At 62.7% G+C, this 17,551-nt stretch carries 15 protein-coding genes; 6 read left to right on the top strand and 9 right to left on the bottom strand.

Annotated elements, in window-relative coordinates; all coding sequences use genetic code 11:
- Positions 1 to 6 precede the first annotated feature (6 nt).
- Positions 7 to 1,056 (top strand): hypothetical protein, encoded by a 1,050-nt coding sequence (locus C266_RS26230; RefSeq protein ID WP_051126310.1) that lies wholly within the window; start codon positions 7 to 9, stop codon positions 1,054 to 1,056.
- 490 nt (positions 1,057 to 1,546) lie between these two features.
- Positions 1,547 to 1,918, top strand: a complete 372-nt coding sequence (locus C266_RS13735) for a DUF5076 domain-containing protein (RefSeq protein WP_081636284.1) — start codon at positions 1,547 to 1,549, stop codon at positions 1,916 to 1,918.
- Between the two features lie 118 nt (positions 1,919 to 2,036).
- On the opposite strand, the gene C266_RS13730 is transcribed toward C266_RS13735, so the two are convergent.
- A complete protein-coding gene (locus tag C266_RS13730) occupies positions 2,037 to 3,392 on the bottom strand; it encodes an MFS transporter (RefSeq protein WP_010805949.1) in 1,356 nt (451 codons plus the stop codon).
- Positions 3,389 to 4,786, bottom strand: coding sequence for a M20 family metallopeptidase (locus C266_RS13725; protein ID WP_010805948.1), 1,398 nt, complete (start codon positions 4,784 to 4,786; stop codon positions 3,389 to 3,391). The genes C266_RS13730 and C266_RS13725 overlap by 4 nt, the downstream gene beginning before the upstream one ends.
- Before the next feature lie 229 nt (positions 4,787 to 5,015).
- Here C266_RS13725 and C266_RS13720 point away from each other — a divergent pair, with 229 nt between their 5' ends.
- Positions 5,016 to 5,942: a LysR family transcriptional regulator gene (locus tag C266_RS13720; RefSeq protein WP_036662995.1), complete on the top strand. Its 927-nt coding sequence runs from the start codon at positions 5,016 to 5,018 to the stop codon at positions 5,940 to 5,942.
- A gap of 41 nt (positions 5,943 to 5,983) precedes the next feature.
- Here the strand turns inward: C266_RS13720 and mdtD are convergent, their stop codons facing one another.
- From mdtD to gloB, 7 genes are all read right to left on the bottom strand, one after another.
- On the bottom strand, positions 5,984 to 7,438 hold the full coding sequence (mdtD, locus tag C266_RS13715) for a multidrug transporter subunit MdtD (RefSeq protein ID WP_081636283.1): 1,455 nt from the start codon (positions 7,436 to 7,438) through the stop codon (positions 5,984 to 5,986).
- Between the two features lie 248 nt (positions 7,439 to 7,686).
- Positions 7,687 to 9,588 (bottom strand): propionate--CoA ligase, encoded by a 1,902-nt coding sequence (locus C266_RS13710; RefSeq protein WP_010805945.1) that lies wholly within the window; start codon positions 9,586 to 9,588, stop codon positions 7,687 to 7,689.
- A gap of 333 nt (positions 9,589 to 9,921) precedes the next feature.
- Positions 9,922 to 11,700 (bottom strand): asparagine synthase-related protein, encoded by a 1,779-nt coding sequence (locus tag C266_RS13705; protein ID WP_036662947.1) that lies wholly within the window; start codon positions 11,698 to 11,700, stop codon positions 9,922 to 9,924.
- 65 nt (positions 11,701 to 11,765) lie between these two features.
- A complete protein-coding gene (locus C266_RS13700) occupies positions 11,766 to 12,047 on the bottom strand; it encodes a lasso peptide biosynthesis protein (RefSeq protein ID WP_010805943.1) in 282 nt (93 codons plus the stop codon).
- A gap of 13 nt (positions 12,048 to 12,060) precedes the next feature.
- On the bottom strand, positions 12,061 to 12,243 hold the full coding sequence (locus C266_RS13695) for a hypothetical protein (RefSeq protein WP_010805942.1): 183 nt from the start codon (positions 12,241 to 12,243) through the stop codon (positions 12,061 to 12,063).
- A gap of 230 nt (positions 12,244 to 12,473) precedes the next feature.
- On the bottom strand, positions 12,474 to 14,153 hold the full coding sequence (locus tag C266_RS13690) for a transglycosylase SLT domain-containing protein (protein ID WP_010805941.1): 1,680 nt from the start codon (positions 14,151 to 14,153) through the stop codon (positions 12,474 to 12,476).
- Positions 14,154 to 14,495: 342 nt separating this feature from the next.
- Positions 14,496 to 15,320 carry a hydroxyacylglutathione hydrolase gene (gloB, locus tag C266_RS13685; RefSeq protein ID WP_010805940.1) on the bottom strand — a complete coding sequence of 275 codons (825 nt, stop codon included), beginning with the start codon at positions 15,318 to 15,320 and terminating at the stop codon, positions 14,496 to 14,498.
- A 14-nt stretch (positions 15,321 to 15,334) separates the two neighbouring features.
- Here gloB and C266_RS13680 point away from each other — a divergent pair, with 14 nt between their 5' ends.
- From C266_RS13680 to dnaQ, 3 genes are all read left to right on the top strand, one after another.
- Positions 15,335 to 16,195 (top strand): methyltransferase domain-containing protein, encoded by an 861-nt coding sequence (locus C266_RS13680; protein WP_010805939.1) that lies wholly within the window; start codon positions 15,335 to 15,337, stop codon positions 16,193 to 16,195.
- An 11-nt stretch (positions 16,196 to 16,206) separates the two neighbouring features.
- On the top strand, positions 16,207 to 16,653 hold the full coding sequence (gene rnhA / locus C266_RS13675) for a ribonuclease HI (protein WP_010805938.1): 447 nt from the start codon (positions 16,207 to 16,209) through the stop codon (positions 16,651 to 16,653).
- 100 nt (positions 16,654 to 16,753) lie between these two features.
- Positions 16,754 to 17,494, top strand: a complete 741-nt coding sequence (gene dnaQ, locus C266_RS13670) for a DNA polymerase III subunit epsilon (RefSeq protein ID WP_010805937.1) — start codon at positions 16,754 to 16,756, stop codon at positions 17,492 to 17,494.
- The last annotated feature ends 57 nt before the right edge of the window (positions 17,495 to 17,551 follow it).

The raw sequence follows: 17,551 nt of genomic DNA, 5'->3' as shown, positions 1-17,551 counted from the left end.
TCGGGATTGTCGAAAACAAAACCCGAACAGCGCTTGCATGAGCGGGAAGTCAAGCAAGCGGGATTGACGGTTGCGGTCTCCAGCCCGCTGTTGACTGCCGCGCAGACCGTCGGTCAGATGGGCAAAGCGGTTGGCAGGTCGACGACGCTCGCGGTGGAGAAGGTTAAGGAGATCGCGGACGACCTCAAGAGCGAAACCGCTCGTGCCGCATTGCACGGCATCGTGGGCTGCGCCGGTGCCGCTGCGGTCGGGAGCGCTTGCGGCGCCGGAGCGACGGGCGGTGCTGCAAGTGTGGTTCTCGGCAACTTGCTTAACGCAGTCGCAAACACAAGTACCGAAAACCTCTCTCAACGCGAGAAGGAAGCGCGGATGAACCTGATTGAATCTGTCGTCGCAGGCATCACCGCCGGAACCGGTGGCGATGCTACTGCGGCGAGCGTCGCGTCGCGACTGGAATTGGAAAACAACCAGTTTCAGCTTCCACAGGGAATCGTGAGGGCTGGAGCCGCGTCAGCGTCGTTGGGCGAGTTCATGGCCAAAAATGGGGCGTCCGATGAAGACATCCAGCAGGCCCAATCTGACCTATTGCGAGGGCTGGGCACTGACGCGGCCCAGCCAGCGACGGAGTTGTTAAAGAACTGGGCAGTTCTCATGGCCGCAGCGCCCTCTATCGCTGGTGGTGTCACTGCGACAGTGTCCAGCATGGCCGCTGGCGGTGCGATAGGTGGAACGTCGAACGTCCTAGTTCAATCTGCACTCAACGGCGAAAAGGACATGAGTAGTGTCGATGTGCTCATCGCGATCGCGACCGGAGCGGCAACGCAAGGGCGAGGCATTCTGGCGACCGTCTCCACAAGTGCTAGTGGCGCGGCGATGGGGGCAATCATCAAGGGAGACGATGTCACTAATGCGGCCGTTGGAGCCGCGTCGGGAGCTGCTATTGGGACACAAGCGGGCAAGGTCATAACAAAAGCCGCGGCAGGCCTAGTTACCGATACTGCCTCGGGCACCGCCGGCTCGCTTACCGGATCATTCGTTTCAGAATTCATTTCTTAAAAAACGCAATCCCAATTTAACAGTGGATCTAACAATGAAAAAAAGAAGTGAGTTGATGGCATTGGCACTACTAACTTGGCATTCGACAATCTTCCTATCAATATTAGGATTTTTTACCAGACTTTTAGTCGCTGCGTATTTCGCCATAAATAAAGGTGTATTTCACTTTGACATATCCGACTTCGTTCTCTCCGCAAAGGCCGGAGCCATGGCCGGCGTCACACTTGGAGTCGGGTTATGGGCCCTAGAAAAGATTAAGAAATATGAGTCTAATAATAGGACTTGAAATCATCATCACTGTCACAACTGGAGCGTCCGCAAAGGAGGATGTGGCAGGCGCGATACCGCAGCTGACGACGGCGTTTCCGAAAAATTGGGCAATCTTTATGGGAGGGGCACCTGCACTCAGTGCGGGCACCCCTGCGGCTGAGACCGGTATCACAGCGGGTGGTGTAGTGCCCCAGTGAAACCTGCTCAGATTAAGCGGCTAATGCAAATACCTCAGCCGGGGTTTTCATCTTCAGCGCCTGATGGGGCCGTCGATGGTTGTAGAACATGCCCGATCCCCGATTCCATCATGCATGACGACGACGCTGTGGAGATGCTGCGCGTCTGGACCGCAGATCAGACGATGTACTGCTCAATGAAAATCGGGATGTATCAGGAAACGAAGAGGGTGTCGGAAGAGGCCATCTGGGGCGTGATTCTCGCCGACGTCGCCCGCCAGGTATCGACCACGCTGCAACAAAGCTACCCGCGCACGGATACCGACTCCCTGGCGCTAGTTCGGGAGCACTTCCTCAAGGAACTCGGCACCCCCACCGCCATGTCCAGCGACGGTACGCCGCGGCGACATCACTAAGGCCGCGCACCACCTTCGCCATCACGAGGCGGCGCCACGGCGGCCTCGCGTGCCCATCCTCACACGCAACACCGTCGCGCGCCTCCTCTCGGGTCTCCCGACCTACCAACCACTCCCCTCAGCGCGCCCCCAGCCGCACCCGCGCGATCAGCAGTGTCGTCAGACTGATCACCGCCCCCACCATCAGATACAGCCCCGGCGCCAGCTTGTTGCCCGACGCCGCGATCAGCCATGCCACCGCCAGCGGCGTAAAGCCGCCGAAGATCGTCGTGCCGAGGTTGTAGCCGACCGCCATACCCGTTGCGCGCGTGCGCGTCGGGAACAGCGACGACATCAGTGCGGGGATCGGCGCAAAGTACACCGCCTTCAACATGCCGACCCAGAGCATCACGACCATCATCGTCGCCAGCGACGCATGCGCGTTCATGAACGCAAACGCCGGATACACCGTGCACAGGAACAACACCCCCGCCACCAGCATGATACGGATACGCCCGATCTTGTCCGACCAATGACCGACGAACGGCGTCAGCGTCATGATGACGAAGCCCGTCACCAGCGTCGCAATGAAGCCTTGTGACGGCGGCAAGCCAAGCTGCTTCGTCGCATACGTGGGCATGTACAAGATCATGTAGTTCGCCGTCGTCGTCAGCACCAGCGCACCGATGGACACCAGCAAACGCGCCTTCTGCGTCGCCAACACTTCCCATACCGGCGATTTGCCCGCGTCACCGTCAGCCGTGCGCGCGGCGTTCTTACGCGCGACGTCGTGCTCGAACGCAGGCGTCTCGTCCATGTACTTCCGGATGTAAAGCCCGATCGGCCCCACCAGCATCCCGAACAGGAACGGAATACGCCACCCCCATGACTCGAGTTGCGGCTGCGTCAACGCACCCGTGAGTACCGCCCCGAACGCCGACGCCAGCAGCGTGCTCGCTCCCTGACTCGCGAACTGCCAGCTCGACATGAAGCCCGGCCGGTTCGGCACGTGCTCGACAAGGAACGCCGTCGAGCTACCGAACTCTCCGCCCGCCGAAAACCCCTGCATCAGCCGCGACAGGAAAATGCCAATCGGCGCCCATACGCCGATCACCGCATACGTCGGCATGAACGCGATCAGCCCGGTGCCCACCGTCATCATCGCAATCGACAACATCAGCGAGGCGCGGCGCCCACGACGATCCGCATACGCGCCCAGCACGAAGGCCCCCAGAGGACGCGCAAGATACGACAGCGCAAACGTGCCCAGCGCCATCAGCAGCGACACAGTCTCGTCGTGCGCGGGGAAGAACAGCTTCGAAATCGTCACGGCAAAATAGCCGTAGACGATCAGGTCGTACCATTCGAGCGCGTTACCGATGGACGTCGCGACGATCAGTTTGTAGACGGGCACGTCCGTACGTGCGCCCTCCTTACCGGCGCTGGACGCGCCGCTCGCATGATCCGCCCCGGTGGCGGCAACGGTGCTGTTCATCGCGGCTTCCCCTCTTTCAGGTCCACATTCCCCAGATCCCAGAACAGACCCGCCATGATCTGCAACGCTTCGCGCGCGACGGATCCAAGCAGATGCTCGTCCGGCGCGTGCTGCGAACACGCCGGGTACGAGTGCGGCACCCACAGTGTCGGCAGGCCGAGCACATCGGCGAACACATCGTTCGGGAGCGTGCCGCCGAGATTCGGCAGCAGCACCGGCGCCTTGCCGGTCGTCTCACGCATCGATGCCAGCGCCCACAGCACCCACGGGTCATCCGGGTCGAGACGCGTGGCCATCACACCGCGCTCCACCTCGACCTCGACCATCGGGAAACCGTGCGCGTCCAGATGCGCGCGCAACATCTCTCCCAGCCGCTCCCAGTCGGTGCCCACAACGAAGCGGATCTGCATGTGCGCATAGGCATATGGGGGAATCGCGTTGACGGGCTTCTCAGGATTACCTGTCTTGAACGCCAATACCTCAATGTTGTTCCAGCCGATCACGCGCTCGGTCGGCGTCAGCCCAGGCTCGCCATAGTCGACGTCGACCTCGGGATCGTTCGGCCCACCGCCAACCTCCAGCCCGGCGAGCGCACGACGCACCGACACCGGCAGCTCGGGCGGACGCAGCCCCTCCACGAGAATCTTCCCGTTGCCGTCGACGATCGATGCAATCGCGTTCGCCAGCACCACCCCAGGATTGCGTAACAGCCCGCCCCAGTTGCCCGAGTGATGACCACCATCGCGCAAGTTCAGGCTGAGTTTGAAATTGACCAGCCCCCGCGAACCGAGGAATACCGTGGGACGCTCCGCCGTCAACCGCGGCCCGTCGGAGGCAATCAGCACGTCGGCTCGCAACTCGTCGCGCAATTGCTCGCAGATCGCGTGCAGCCCAGGCGAGCCCATCTCTTCGCCCATCTCCACGATCATCTTCACGTTGTATCCGAGCTTGCCGCCGCGCGAAGCCAATACCTCCGCCAGCGCCGCCAGATTGATCGTGTGCTGGCCCTTGTTGTCGGCGGTGCCGCGTCCGTACCAGCGATCTCCCTCCACCACAATCTCCCACGGCTTCAGGCCGTCGCGCCATTGCGCGTCATAGCCTCGCACCACGTCGCCGTGTCCGTAGGTGAGCACCGTGGGCGCGTCGTCGCTTTCGTGACGCTGCGCGATCAGGAACGGCCCGCCGCCCGGCACCGGATTGGGCACGATGCGCGACGTGAAGCCAAGCGCCGCGAGCGCGGGCGTCATTTCATCGGAGAGGTAAGCGTGCAAAACGTCACCGCTATCCGCCTCCTGACTCTCGGTCTTGTAGGCGACGCGACGGTTAAGAACATCGAGGAACGCGCCCGAGTCGTATTGGGCGGTGGCTTGGGAAATCGCTGCGCTACGTGTCACTGCTTGTCTCCAGATGGCTTGTGAGAGCACGGCGGCCTGTCTCGCACATCACTGCGACGCGTGTCGGCAGCACGCTGCGGCACAACCGTTCAGGCCATTCTAGGAGCGGGTATTTTTGACAACAATGATAATATTTCGAAGGTTTCTTTGCCGTTTCGGCAAAGCAAAAATCGAAGTCACACTCACGATCGATCGCGCTATTCCGCGTTCGTCATTCGGTCTCTCGCCCATGCAAACTCACGCGCTGCGTTACTTTCTCGAAGTCGCCCGTACGGGCTCGCTCAGTCGCGCCTCGGAGCGCCTGCATGTGGCCGTCTCGGCCCTGAGCCGTCAGATCGCAAAGCTCGAGGAGGATCTGGGCACGCCGCTGTTCGAACGCCGGCCACGTGGCATGGTGTTAAGCGAAGCCGGTGAGTTGCTCGCCGATCATGCGCGTCGCGTGCTGCTCGATGCTGAGCGTGTCACCTCGGAAATCCGAGGACTCGCGGAAGTGGGACGCGCGACGATTCGCGTCGCCAGCGCCGAGGGGGTGGCGCGGGATTTCCTGCCACAAGTCTTTGCGCGCTTTCGCGAAACGTATCCCGGCGCACACTTCCTGCTCGACGTCGTCTCGCCGTTCGAAGCCACCGTACGGGTGCGAGATGGCGAGGCCGACATCGCCGTATGTTTCAGCGTCGCCCCTGAAAAAGGGGTGCAGGTCGTGCACACGCAGCCAGCGCCGATCTATGCCCTGATGGCCAAGCGCCACCCGCTCGCCAAACGGCGCGACGTCGCGCTGGCCGACCTGCTGCCGTATCCGCTGGCACTGTCGAACGCCGGCGTGACCATCCGGCAGATGTTCGACCTTTGCTGCACGCTCGAAGGCCTGTTGTTCGAACCGGTGTTCGTGAGCAACTATCACGCCGCATTGCACAGCTTCGTGCGCTCAGGCAATGCGGTGACACTCACAGGTCTGCTCACGGTGCGCAGTCGTCTCGCGCCCGAAGGGCTCGTCGCCATTCCCATTCGGAATCCGGCACTGCATCAGCGCTCACTGCAAGTGCAGACGATGGCCGGTCGCACCCTGCCCGCCCCCGTCGAAGCCTTCCTCGGCCTGCTGATCGATGCCATTCGCGCACCTGAAATTCTCGACAAACCCTTTACTTCAAGGGGCTGAAGGGCCTAAGCGTCCCCCATGGTCATTTCGATTCGTCGCGGCTAATTTGTCGGCGGCGCAGGCGTAGCCGTCACGGCCTGTGCCTGCGTGTCGCCGTCGCCATCGGCCATCTGCTCACGATCGGTCAACTGCGCGAAGATCCATGCAGAACAACAGGTGATCACGCCGACGCACGCGAACGTCGACCGGAATGCGGGCAGCGCCCCAACGCCCTCACTCGCGCCGAACGCCCCGGTAAACGTCACCAGAAGCGCACCGCCCACGGTCAGACCAAAGCTCATTGCCAGCATCTGCACGAGCGAGAACAGGCTGTTGCCACCGCTGGCATCGTCTGGAGTCAGGTCCTTGAGCGTCAGCGTGTTCATGGCCGTGAACTGTATCGAATTGATGCCGCCGAGAATCCCCAACTGGATGATCAACAATGGCATCGGATAGTTGGGGGTGACGGCGGCGAAGCTCGCCATCACGCATCCGGCAAGGATCGTGTTCCACACCAGCACCGGCCGATAGCCGTAACGCATGACCAGATGTGTCGCGAGACTCTTGGCGAAAATGCCCGTGATCGTGATCGGCAGCATCAGCAGCCCCGCTTCGAAGGCCGTATAGCCAAGGCTCACTTGCAGCAGCAGCGGCACGAGATAGGGCACCGCCGCGATGCCGATTCGCGCAAAGAGGTTGCCCAGCAACCCGACGCTGAACGTGTGCACACGAAACATCGCCAGCGAAAACAACGGCTGCGGCGCTCGGTTCGCGTATAGCCCGTAGGCGACAAAGCCGGCAAACCCCACCACCAGCAACACCAGCATGAGGGCGTGCGCGCCCGCCATGTCGGCACGCCGGTCGAGCGCCAGCGAGGTCGCCACCATACCGACGCAGAGCAACAGATAGCCCTTGAGGTCGAACGGCGTCTGGTGCGGGGCGCGCGCGTTAACCAGAAAGAAGTGCGCCGCCACGCACCCCGCCACCCCAACCGGCACGTTGATCAGGAACACCCAATGCCACGACGCCACCTTGACGAGCCACCCGCCCAGCGTCGGCCCGATCAATGGACCGATCATTCCCGGCACCGCAACGAATGCGAGCGCCTGCAAGAATTGCTCGCGCGGGAAGGTGCGCAACACCGCCAGCCGTCCCACCGGCAGCAGCATCGCCCCGCCGAATCCCTGCACCACGCGCCACCAGACCAGCGCCTCGAGCGTGCCGGAATAGGCGCACATTGCAGAGCCGATGGAGAAAATCGTCAATGCACTGGAGAAAACCACACGCGTGCCCAGGCGGTCCGCCAGCCATCCCGATAACGGAATCGTCACGGCCATGGTCAGCGCATAGGCGATGACCACCGCCTGCATGTGCAACGGCGATTGACCGAGATCGCGCGCCATGGCAGGCAGCGCCGTATTGACGATCGTCGAGTCCAGCGTCTGCATGAAGAAGCCGACGGACACCACAAGGAGCATCGCTTTCTGCCGCCACGCGGCCGGGTTGGGTGAAGTCATGTCGATGAGTAATGAACGGTCATGGGCGCGCACGCCCGCCGCGGATAAAACAGTCGCCTGTCCCGCAGACGTCTCGCGAGATCATACCGGCGATGGTCGACCGCATGTCGTAACGCGACGTCGATTACCGATATCGAATCATATCCGCCGTCAAAATGCACTGCGGCGCAGTCCGAAAAATCGGATGCGCCGCAGTCTTGCTTTCCGTCATCGTCATCGAAGGCTTCGCTCCCGAAGCCCTCGATCAGCTACACGCCCTTCACGGCATCGCGCACCTGCTCCAGCGCCACCGGGTCCTCAAGCGTGATCAGATCGCCCGTCTCGCGGCCCTCGCATATCGCCTGAATCGCACGGCGCAGCAGTTTGCCGGAGCGCGTCTTGGGCAGCGTGGTCACGAAGAATACTCGCGCCGGACGCGCTACCGCGCCCAATTGCTTGTCGACCGTCTTCATGACATCGCCTTCCAGCGCCAGACGCGCCTCGGGCGTCGCGGCCAGTTCCGGCTGACGCAACACTGCAAATGCGATCGCCACTTGCCCCTTGAGCGCATCCTGGGCACCGATGACCGCCACTTCCGCCACGGCGGGATGACTTGCAATGCTCTCCTCGATCTCACGCGAACCCAGCCGGTGACCCGCGACGTTGATGACGTCATCGGTGCGGCCAAGAATGAAGTAATACCCATCCTCGTCGCGCAGCCCCCAGTCGAAGCTGGAGTACAGCGTGCGGCCCGGCACCGTCTGCCAATAGGTTTTGACGAAGCGGGCATCGTCGCCCCACACCGTGCTCATGCACCCGGGTGGCAGCGGCCCTTCGATGGCCAGCACGCCCTTCTGGTTCGGGCCGCAGTCCTCTCCCGTCACCTCGTCAACAAGCTTCACATCGTAGCCGTACACCGGCTTGCCCGGCGATCCGAGCTTGCCCGGCAAGACTTCGACGCCACGCGTCATGCCGAGGATCGGCCAACCGGTCTCGGTCTGCCAATAGTTGTCGACGACCGGCTTGCCTACGCCCTCGGTGAGCCAGCGCGCCGTCGGCTCGTCGAGCGGCTCGCCTGCGAGGAAAATCAGCCGCAGCGACGACAGGTCGTATTGCGTCAGGTACGCCGGATCCTGCTTCTTAAGCACACGAATCGCCGTCGGGGCGGTGAAAAGCTGCGTTACCTTGTATTTCTCGACAATGCGCCACCAGATCCCGCCATCGGGACGGATCGGCGTGCCCTCGTACATCACGGTGGCAATGCCCGCGAGCAACGGCGCGTACACGATGTAGCTGTGTCCGACCACCCAACCGATGTCCGACGCGCAGAACATCGTGTCGCCCGGTTTCACGCAGAAAATATGCTGCATCGACGCCGCCAGCGCCACCGCATATCCGCCGGTATCGCGTTGCACCCCTTTCGGTTTGCCCGTCGTGCCAGACGTGTAGAGCACGTAGGACGGCTCACTCGACTCAAGCCATTCGCATGGCACCAAGGCATCGAGGTGTTGTTCGCGCAATGACGCGTAGTCGACATCGCGGCCTTCCACACGCGTCATCGGTGCCAACCCCCGGTCGACGAGCAACACGCTCGACGGTTTGTACTGCGCAAGCGTGATGCCCTCGTCGAGCAACGGCTTGTACGGAACGACCTTGCCATTGCGCGAACCGGCGTCGGCCGAGACGATGACTTTCGGTCGCGCGTCGTCGATGCGGGTCGCCAGATTGACGGACGCGAAGCCGCCAAACACCACCGAGTGGATTGCGCCCAGACGCGTACACGCGAGCATCGCGAACAACGCCTCAGGCACCATCGGCATGTAGATCAGCACCCGCTCGCCACGCGCAACGCCCAGCGATTGCAACGACGCTGCCATGCGATTGACTTCCGCGGCCAGTTCGTCGTACGTGTAGACACGTTCCTGTTCGGTCTCCGTCGACACCCAGATCAGTGCGTTTTGCGTGCCGCGCGACGGAAGGTGGCGGTCGACGGCGTTGTGGCACAGATTCGTTCGACCACCGACGAACCAGCGGGCAAACGGCGGCTTGTCATAGTCGAGCACCTGCGTAAAAGGTGTCTCCCAATCGATCAGCCGGGCCTGCTCCTCCCAGAAGGCCGCGCGCGAATCGGGGGTAATCGAGCGGGCGTGAAACGACGCATACGAAGTCATATTGTCTCCTTGCATATATGAATTGGCTCGCGCGCCCGTCATGCCATACCGGCGGTGCCGGGGCGAAACGGAGCTGGCGCGGCGCCGGATCGGGCCGGCGGAGTCGGTCGCGCATCGCCATCGAACGGCAATGCGTTTCGGTGCAATGAAATCGTCAGGCACGGGTGACGTGCCTCGCGTTCAGTGTGCGCGTTGACGCTTACGGAAGGCTTACCGGGCGACCTCGCCCTGCCCGCGAAACCCTAGGGGATTACACGGACATGGCGTCAGGCCGGGTCGGCGATGTTGCCGCGTTGTTGTGTTGTTGTGTTGTCGGCCTGCCCGTCCGACACGTCATGCCGGTGCCGCCCGATGCTGGCCTGCATCCTCCCGCCAGCCGCGCACGAACATCTCTACGGCATACAAGCGCCGGATCGTCGCCATCGATTCGAGATGGTGATGCGCAATGCGGCCGATGGCCCGCCGGCATGCGTCGCGGTCGATCCATCCCGACACAGCACAGTAGCCCTCCAGACACACCTCTTCCACATGCTGGAGGTTGGCCGCCACGCCCGCCTCCACGATGCCCGTCGTCATCCCCTTGTCGCGCTGCCAGAGATTCGGCAGGCCGCTTGCAAGATAGGCCGCGCGGCGCAACGGCAGCCGGTTGTAGATCGCATTGAAAAGGCGGTACGTCGGCATGGCGAAACCCGCTTCGATGACCGGCTGCGTCAGGAACGGAAACACCGTGCCGCTCGCAGCCAGCGACGGGTGCACCTCGATGTCGCGAAGGTTACCCAGCGTGCGCAGAATCTGCACGCGCTTGCCTGGGCGTATCCGAAGCGGCCATTGCGCGAGCCACGCCTGGGCGAGCGGCTCAGTGCCCTCGGCCTGACCATCGCAGGCCGCTGCCGTAAGCAGATCGCTCGCCTGTGCTGCCAGGGGATCGGCGTGACGCTGCCGCAACTGCACGAAGGCGCGCTGCAACACCCACCATAGCGGCAAGCGCTGCATCACCGCCAGATCTCGCCACGCACCGAATCCTCGCCGCCACTGACCGTCGGCAAAAGCATCGAGAAGCGCGCCATCAGGTGGCGAGGCGAGGAAGATGGCATTGCCGCCATGCCCGTTGACGAGCCGGTGGTCGCGGTAAGACGTCAGCCGTTCGCGCAGGGCGTCGAGCTGCGCGAGCATGCACACATGCAGCGCAGGACGCGCCAGACGCGGGATCGTCGCAGGCGGAGAAAACGCGCCATGTTCGATATCGAAACGCTCGAACGCCATACGCACATGCCGCGCGACGTTGTCCGCATGATGCGACCTGTCGCTCGATGGCAATGCCGGATCACGATGATTCACCGCAGTGCAGTTGCCGGCACGCCCCGACTCGGCAAGCGCCAACGCGAGCGATGTCGACTCGACGCCGCCCGACAGCTCAAGCACGGCAGGCTTGTCTCCGAGGCACCGCTCTGCCGATCGGCGCAACAGTCCCAGCACCCCCTCGCCAGACGCCACTTCGCCGGCCCCATTCGCGTCGCCGCGCTGTTGCCACGACGGCCACCACACGACACGGGTCTTCGGCGCGCCGCGCTCGGGAATCCACAGCGCATGTCCCAGCGGCAGACGTTCCACGTCGTGCAGCGCACACTGCACGCCACCAATGTCGCCATGAACGAGAAAGGACTTGAGTGCGTCGCTATTGAACGCCGGGCGGGCGTCGGCAATCGAAGCCGGGTTCGCGGCGACATGCACCGCCCCGTCTCGGCAAAAGCGGTAATACGTCGGACAGTGGCCACATGGGTCGCACAGAACGAGCGTCGTCGCGCACCAGCGGTCGTGCACGATGACCCGGTAATGCCCCCAGAACTGCTCGACGAAGCGCTCCGGCGATTCGATCGCCGTGCGGGCCAGTTCGAGCCCCGGCGCCACTTCCTGACCATCCTCCTTGCGGAATACGTGGCCGCTCACATACCAGGCCAGCAACTCGCTCTGGCCACTCGTGTGCTGGCGCTCACCGCTCGTTTCAGGACAAATGCGGGCTGCGGGCTGGCCATCCAGGGCACGCAGTACGACGGCTCCGGGCAACGGCACGTGCCGCTCGGCCGGCCCAGGTCTCAGGCGGGCAATTCTCATTGCGGGCTCCGTTTGAATTGAGTCGTAACGCCAACTTGCCGCGGCTCACCGCGCTCCACCTCGGCTCAGGCGGGTGTCTCGAAGATCACGGCGAGTTGCTCTCGGCGCGGCGGATCGTCACCGACGATGTGTCCCTGCGCCACGGCCCACGCGTTGGCGTAAAACGGCTGACGCTGAACGCCGATCAAACGGCGTAGCGCTTGTGAATGGTCGTATGAGAGATTCAAGTGGCGATCGCGGGAGAGCTTGTGCACCACCATATGCCCATCGATACCCACGACGTGCACATCGAGCGCCAGATGACGGAAAACCAGCGCGTTCGCACACGAGTTGGCTCCGATTCGCATCGAATCCGTCACCTCAGGCGTTACCCCCAGTGGCCACCGGCAACGGCGGAATACAAATCGGCGAGAAACTGCGCGGCGGGACCGCGATGCCACCAGCGCCATTGCCAGGAACACCGCGCATAGCATGGGTGGCGTCCACCGAGGACAGCACATCAAGTTCGGTCACTGCCTTCGTGGTTCCCATTTGACCCTTCATTTAGGATTCCTTTTTGAGTGAATCCGAACGGATCCATCCGCGTCTTCATCATAGGAAACGAGAGCCGGTCTATTCATAGGAATTTTCCGAAGCAGGTGTGAAGCGGGCCCAGAGACGCGGGAGACATTCCCGGCCGCAAATACAAAACGCCCGTGAGGGAGATCCTCACGGGCGTTTTGTTTGACGCCGGCGATGCGATGATCGCCGGGTGAACCGGAGAAGACTGGCGCTTAGCGCTGCGCCGTCTTGGTGACCTTCGCGGGCGCCTTGGCAGCCGTCTTGGCTACCGTCTTTGCCTGGGCCTTCGCGGGCGCCTTCGACGCGACCTTTGCCGGGGCGGTCTTGCTGCTGGCCACGGCGGCCTTGGCCGGACTGGCGGCCGGGCGGCGGTCGACCACGCGAATCATCTTGCCGTTCTTGCCACGCACCATGCGCGTGCGCGGTGCGTCGTCGTCTTCCTTGGCTGCCGGTGCCGCCGGTGCGGCGGAAGCGGCCATCACGCGTGAGGCATCCTTGACCGGTACATGCAGCACCAGCAGTTGGCCCGACGTGAGCGTATCGCGACGCAGGCGGTTCCAGCTCTTGATCTGCGCCACACTCACACCGCTGCGCGAGGCAACGCTGGCGAGCGTGTCGTGCTTGCGCGCACGCACCATGACCTTGCGGGTGTCGGGAAGATCCGGCTCCAGCGCCAGCACCGCGTTGCTGGCCACCGACGCGCTGATGTCCTGATCGATGTCGTTCGAACGCGGCACCAGCAGCGTCGAGCCGGCCTTCAGACGCATACGCGGTGCAATGTTGTTGACCGAGCGGATGATGGCAGCGTCGACACCCAGCTTGAGCGCCACATCTTCCGGACGCTCACGCGAAGCCGACGTGTACGTCGTCCAGCTCGACAGCGGCTTGTCGTAGCCCTTCAACCGGCGCTGGAACACTTCGGCGCTGTCGAACGGCAGCAGAATTTGCGGCTGCGCGGCGCCGAGAATCACGGGCTTGCGGAACGACGGGTTGAGTGCATGGAATTCGTCGAGCGGCAGATCGGCCAGCTTCGCGGCGAGCGCCACGTCGATGTCGCGCTTGGTGGTCACGCTGACGAAATACGGGTGATTCGGAATCTCGGGCAGCTTCACGCTGTAGAGGTCCGGATGCGCAATGATGTTCTTGATCGCCTGCAGCTTCGGCACGTAATAACGTGTCTCGGTCGGCATACGCAGGCTCAGGTAATCGGTGGGCAGACCTTGCGCCTGATTGCGGTCGATCGCGCGTTGCACGTTGCCCTCGCCCCAGTTATAGGCAGCGAGCGCCAGGTGCCAGTCGCCGAACATCGCATAGAGCTTCGAGAGGTAATCGAGCGCGGCGGTCGTCGAGGCGAGCACGTCGCGGCGCTCGTCCTGGAACATGTTCTGCTTGAGGTTGTACGTCTTGCCCGTGCTCGGAATGAACTGCCACATACCGGCGGCCTTGGCCGTCGAGAGCGCCTGCGGGTTGTACGCACTTTCCACAAACGGCAGCAACGCCAGCTCCGTCGGCATGTGACGGCGCTCAAGTTCTTCAACGATGTGGAACAGATATTTGTTCGACCGCTGGATCATGCGCTCGACGTATTCAGGACGCTGTGCGTACCACTGCGTGCGGTCCTGCGCGAGGTCGGTATCCAGATCGGGGATGGCGAAACCATGACGAATGCGTGACCAGAGATCGGCGTCGGTGCCGTAGGCCAGATCGTTCAACGAGTCGTTATCGAGATCGATGGTTTGATCGCTGGAGACTCGCTGCTTGCCTTTGGCGGTCGACGCGAGAGGTGACTTGCTCTGCGCTTCGGGGGTGGAATTCGACGCACCTGTAGTCGGCGCTGTGCTGGCGCAAGCCGCAAGAAGCAGCGTCAGTAGCAAGCTAACGAGAAGTCGCATTGATCGGGCTCAAATTGAGTGACATCTTCATGAAATTGGCATGGATGGTAAGGAAACCCTTCGGATGCGTCAACCTTTCTGCCTAATTTTTTTGCAAAATTTATGCCCAAACGCCCCAAAAATGGGGGTTATCCCTTAGTTTAATTTCCAGCAATGTGGTCGAAGAGATACATCTGAGCGGCGTACTCGATGCCATCGAAACGGTACCGAAACTTCGCATTCGAGGCGATCCGGCAGGGTTGAGCAGGCGCGCACGAAGATGTCAACGTCCGTCTCATAGCAGAAGTCATGATGCGTCACGCTATTGACAGCATGACGCACTCCGGTCATGAAGCACTCCGATTAGCGGAAGGTATCTTTCCAACGGCGCACGGTGGCGAATACCGCCTCGCGGGAAGGCGTGGCGTGGCCGGCATGTGCTTGGGCGGCGGCGATGACAGCCGGCGCGTCGCTGCGCAGGAAAGGGTTCGTCTCCCGCTCCTGAGCGAGCGTGGTGGGCAGCGTTGGGCGACCGGCATCGCGAAGCGCCGTTGCCTGCCGATGCCACGCGGCAAGTGCCGCGTTGTCCGGATCGACGGCCAGCGCGAAGCGAATGTTCGACAGGGTGTATTCGTGAGCGCAGTGCACGAGCGTGGCGGGCGGGAGTGCCGCAAGCGCATCGAGCGACGCGAGCATCTGCGCGGGCGTGCCCTCGAACAGGCGGCCGCAACCGCACGAGAACAGTGTGTCGCCGCAGAACAGGCGCGGTGCGCCTGCACCGGTGCCGAGGAAGTACGCGATATGGCCCGACGTGTGGCCGGGCACGTCGATCACTTCCAATGTCATGGCCGGGGCTGCAATGTGAACCGTCTCGCCACCGTCATGCGGATGATCGACACATGCGATGGCCTCACGGGCCGGGCCGTGCACGGGAACGTCGAAATGCTCGAGCAGCGTGCCGACGCCGCCAATGTGGTCGGCATGCTTGTGCGTGACGAGAATGGCGCGCAGCGTGAGGCCGCGCGATTCGAGATAGGCGAGCACCGGGGCGGCGTCGCCCGGGTCGACGACTACGGCATCTTTGCCGTCATCGATGACCCAGAGATAATTGTCCTGGAACGCGGGGACGGGAAAGACTGTCAGTGTACCGGCCGACTGCTTACTCGCCGCATCTGTGTGCGCATCCATATATACTCGCCACCATGTCAGAACGTCCGATTATAGACTGGCCCGTCTGGCTCGTCTCACCGCCAGGCCGCTACGCGCTCGCGTGGGAACAGGCCCTCTTCGACCAATGGGTCGGGGATCTGTTCGGCTATCACGCGCTGCAACTCGGCCGTCCCGAGCTGGATACGCTGCGCGAGAACCGCATGCCTTACCGGGGCCTCATTCTTCCTGCCGCGCGCGGCGCTGAAGCACCGCCGCTCATGACCAAGGCCGCCAGCGATACGACCGGCAGCACACCGTCGTGCGACGCGAGTTCGGCGGCCATGGTCGCCCGCGACATCCTCGTGAGCCGGTTCGACGAGTTGCCCATCGCCACGGCAAGCACCGATCTTGTCGTACTGCCGCACGTGCTCGAATTTGCCGAGAATCCGCACGACATCCTGCGCGAGGTCGAGCGTATTCTCGTGCCCGAGGGACAAGTCATCATCACCGGCTTCAACAATCTGAGCCTGTGGGGCGCGCGCGAGGAACTGGGCAAGCTGGCCGGTGCGCCATTTCTGCCGCCGGGCGCCGATCTCATTGCGTTCACGCGTCTGAAAGACTGGCTTAAGCTGCTGTCCTTCGACATCGATCGCGGACGCTTCGGTTGCTATCGTCCGCCGTTGCGCGGCGACCACTGGCTGCAACGCTTCGAGTTCATGGAACCGGCAGGCGACCGTTGGTGGCCGATCTTCGGTGCGCTTTATGCAGTGCGGGCGGTCAAGCGGGTGCGGGGCATGCGCTTGGTCGGCAAAGTCCGCAAGCGTATACTCGGCCTCCAGCCAGCGGCGGCACCGGTCGCTACGCCCAACACCACGCATCGCCAGATGGCCGAAGCGACCGACGCGCCCGATTGATTGTTTGAGAGATGACCTTGCCGCAAGTTGAGATTTATACCGACGGTGCCTGCAAAGGCAACCCCGGCCCCGGCGGTTGGGGCGCCCTGCTCGTCGCGGGCAAACACCGCAAGGAAATGTTCGGCGGCGAAGCCAACACCACCAATAACCGCATGGAACTGCTTGCCGTCATTCGCGCGCTCGAAGCGCTGACCAAGCCCTGCCACGTTGTGCTCCACACCGACTCGCAATACGTGCAGAAAGGCATCAGCGAGTGGATTCACGGCTGGAAGACGCGCGGCTGGAAAACGGCAGCCAAAGCGCCGGTGAAGAACGCCGATCTCTGGCAAACGCTCGATGTCGTTTCGCAGAAACACGAGATCGACTGGCGCTGGGTGAAAGGCCACGCGGGGCACGAAGGCAACGAAGCCGCCGACCAATTGGCCAATCGCGGCGTGGAGAGTCTGCGTCGCGGTTAGCGCGGCGACGGCGATCCGACAAGCACCATCCGCGCGTTGCGTGAGGCGTCATGGCCCGCAGCGCGCCAATTCCGAAAACACACGAGACTCACCGAACATCATGCGACAACTGATCCTCGATACCGAAACCACTGGCCTGAATGCCAAGACGGGTGACCGTCTGCTGGAAATCGGTTGCGTCGAACTGGTCAATCGCCGCCTGACCGGCAACAACCTGCACTTCTACATCAACCCCGAACGCGACAGCGATCCGGGCGCACTGGCGGTGCACGGGTTGACCACCGAGTTCCTCTCCGACAAGCCCAAATTCGCCGAGATCGCTGAAGAGTTGCGCGAATATTGCCGCGACGCTGAGATCATCATCCACAACGCCGCGTTCGATTTGGGCTTCCTCGACATGGAGTTCGGCCGTCTCGGCTGGCCGCCATTCATGCAGCACTGCGCAAGCCTTATCGACACGCTGATGCAGGCCCGCGAGATGTTCCCAGGCCGACGCAATTCGCTGGATGCCCTTTGCGAGCGTCTCGGCGTGAACAATGCGCACCGCACGCTGCACGGCGCATTGCTCGACGCGGAACTGCTTGCCGACGTCTACCTCGCCATGACGCGCGGTCAGGAAAGTCTCGTCATGGATACGTACGATGGCGACGATGGGGAAGCCGGCGCACATCGCGAGAAGATTTCGCTGCGTCAGTTCGACCTGCCGATCATCGCAGCCGCGACCGAAGAGATTGCGCTGCACGATGACGTGCTGAACGGCATCGACAAGAGCGTGAAGGGCACGTGCGTGTGGCGCAAAGAACCGGCACCGCCCGAAGGCGATGCGCCTTCCGCCGCGTAAGTTCGCGCAGCACGATCCGGGACTTTGCGAAAATTTCGCATGGCGCTCTTCCCAAGC

Origin of the sequence: Pandoraea sp. SD6-2, assembly GCF_000389825.1 — a bacterium.
GTDB lineage: Bacteria > Pseudomonadota > Gammaproteobacteria > Burkholderiales > Burkholderiaceae > Pandoraea > Pandoraea communis.
This window is presented reverse-complemented; position numbering and strand designations above follow the sequence as displayed.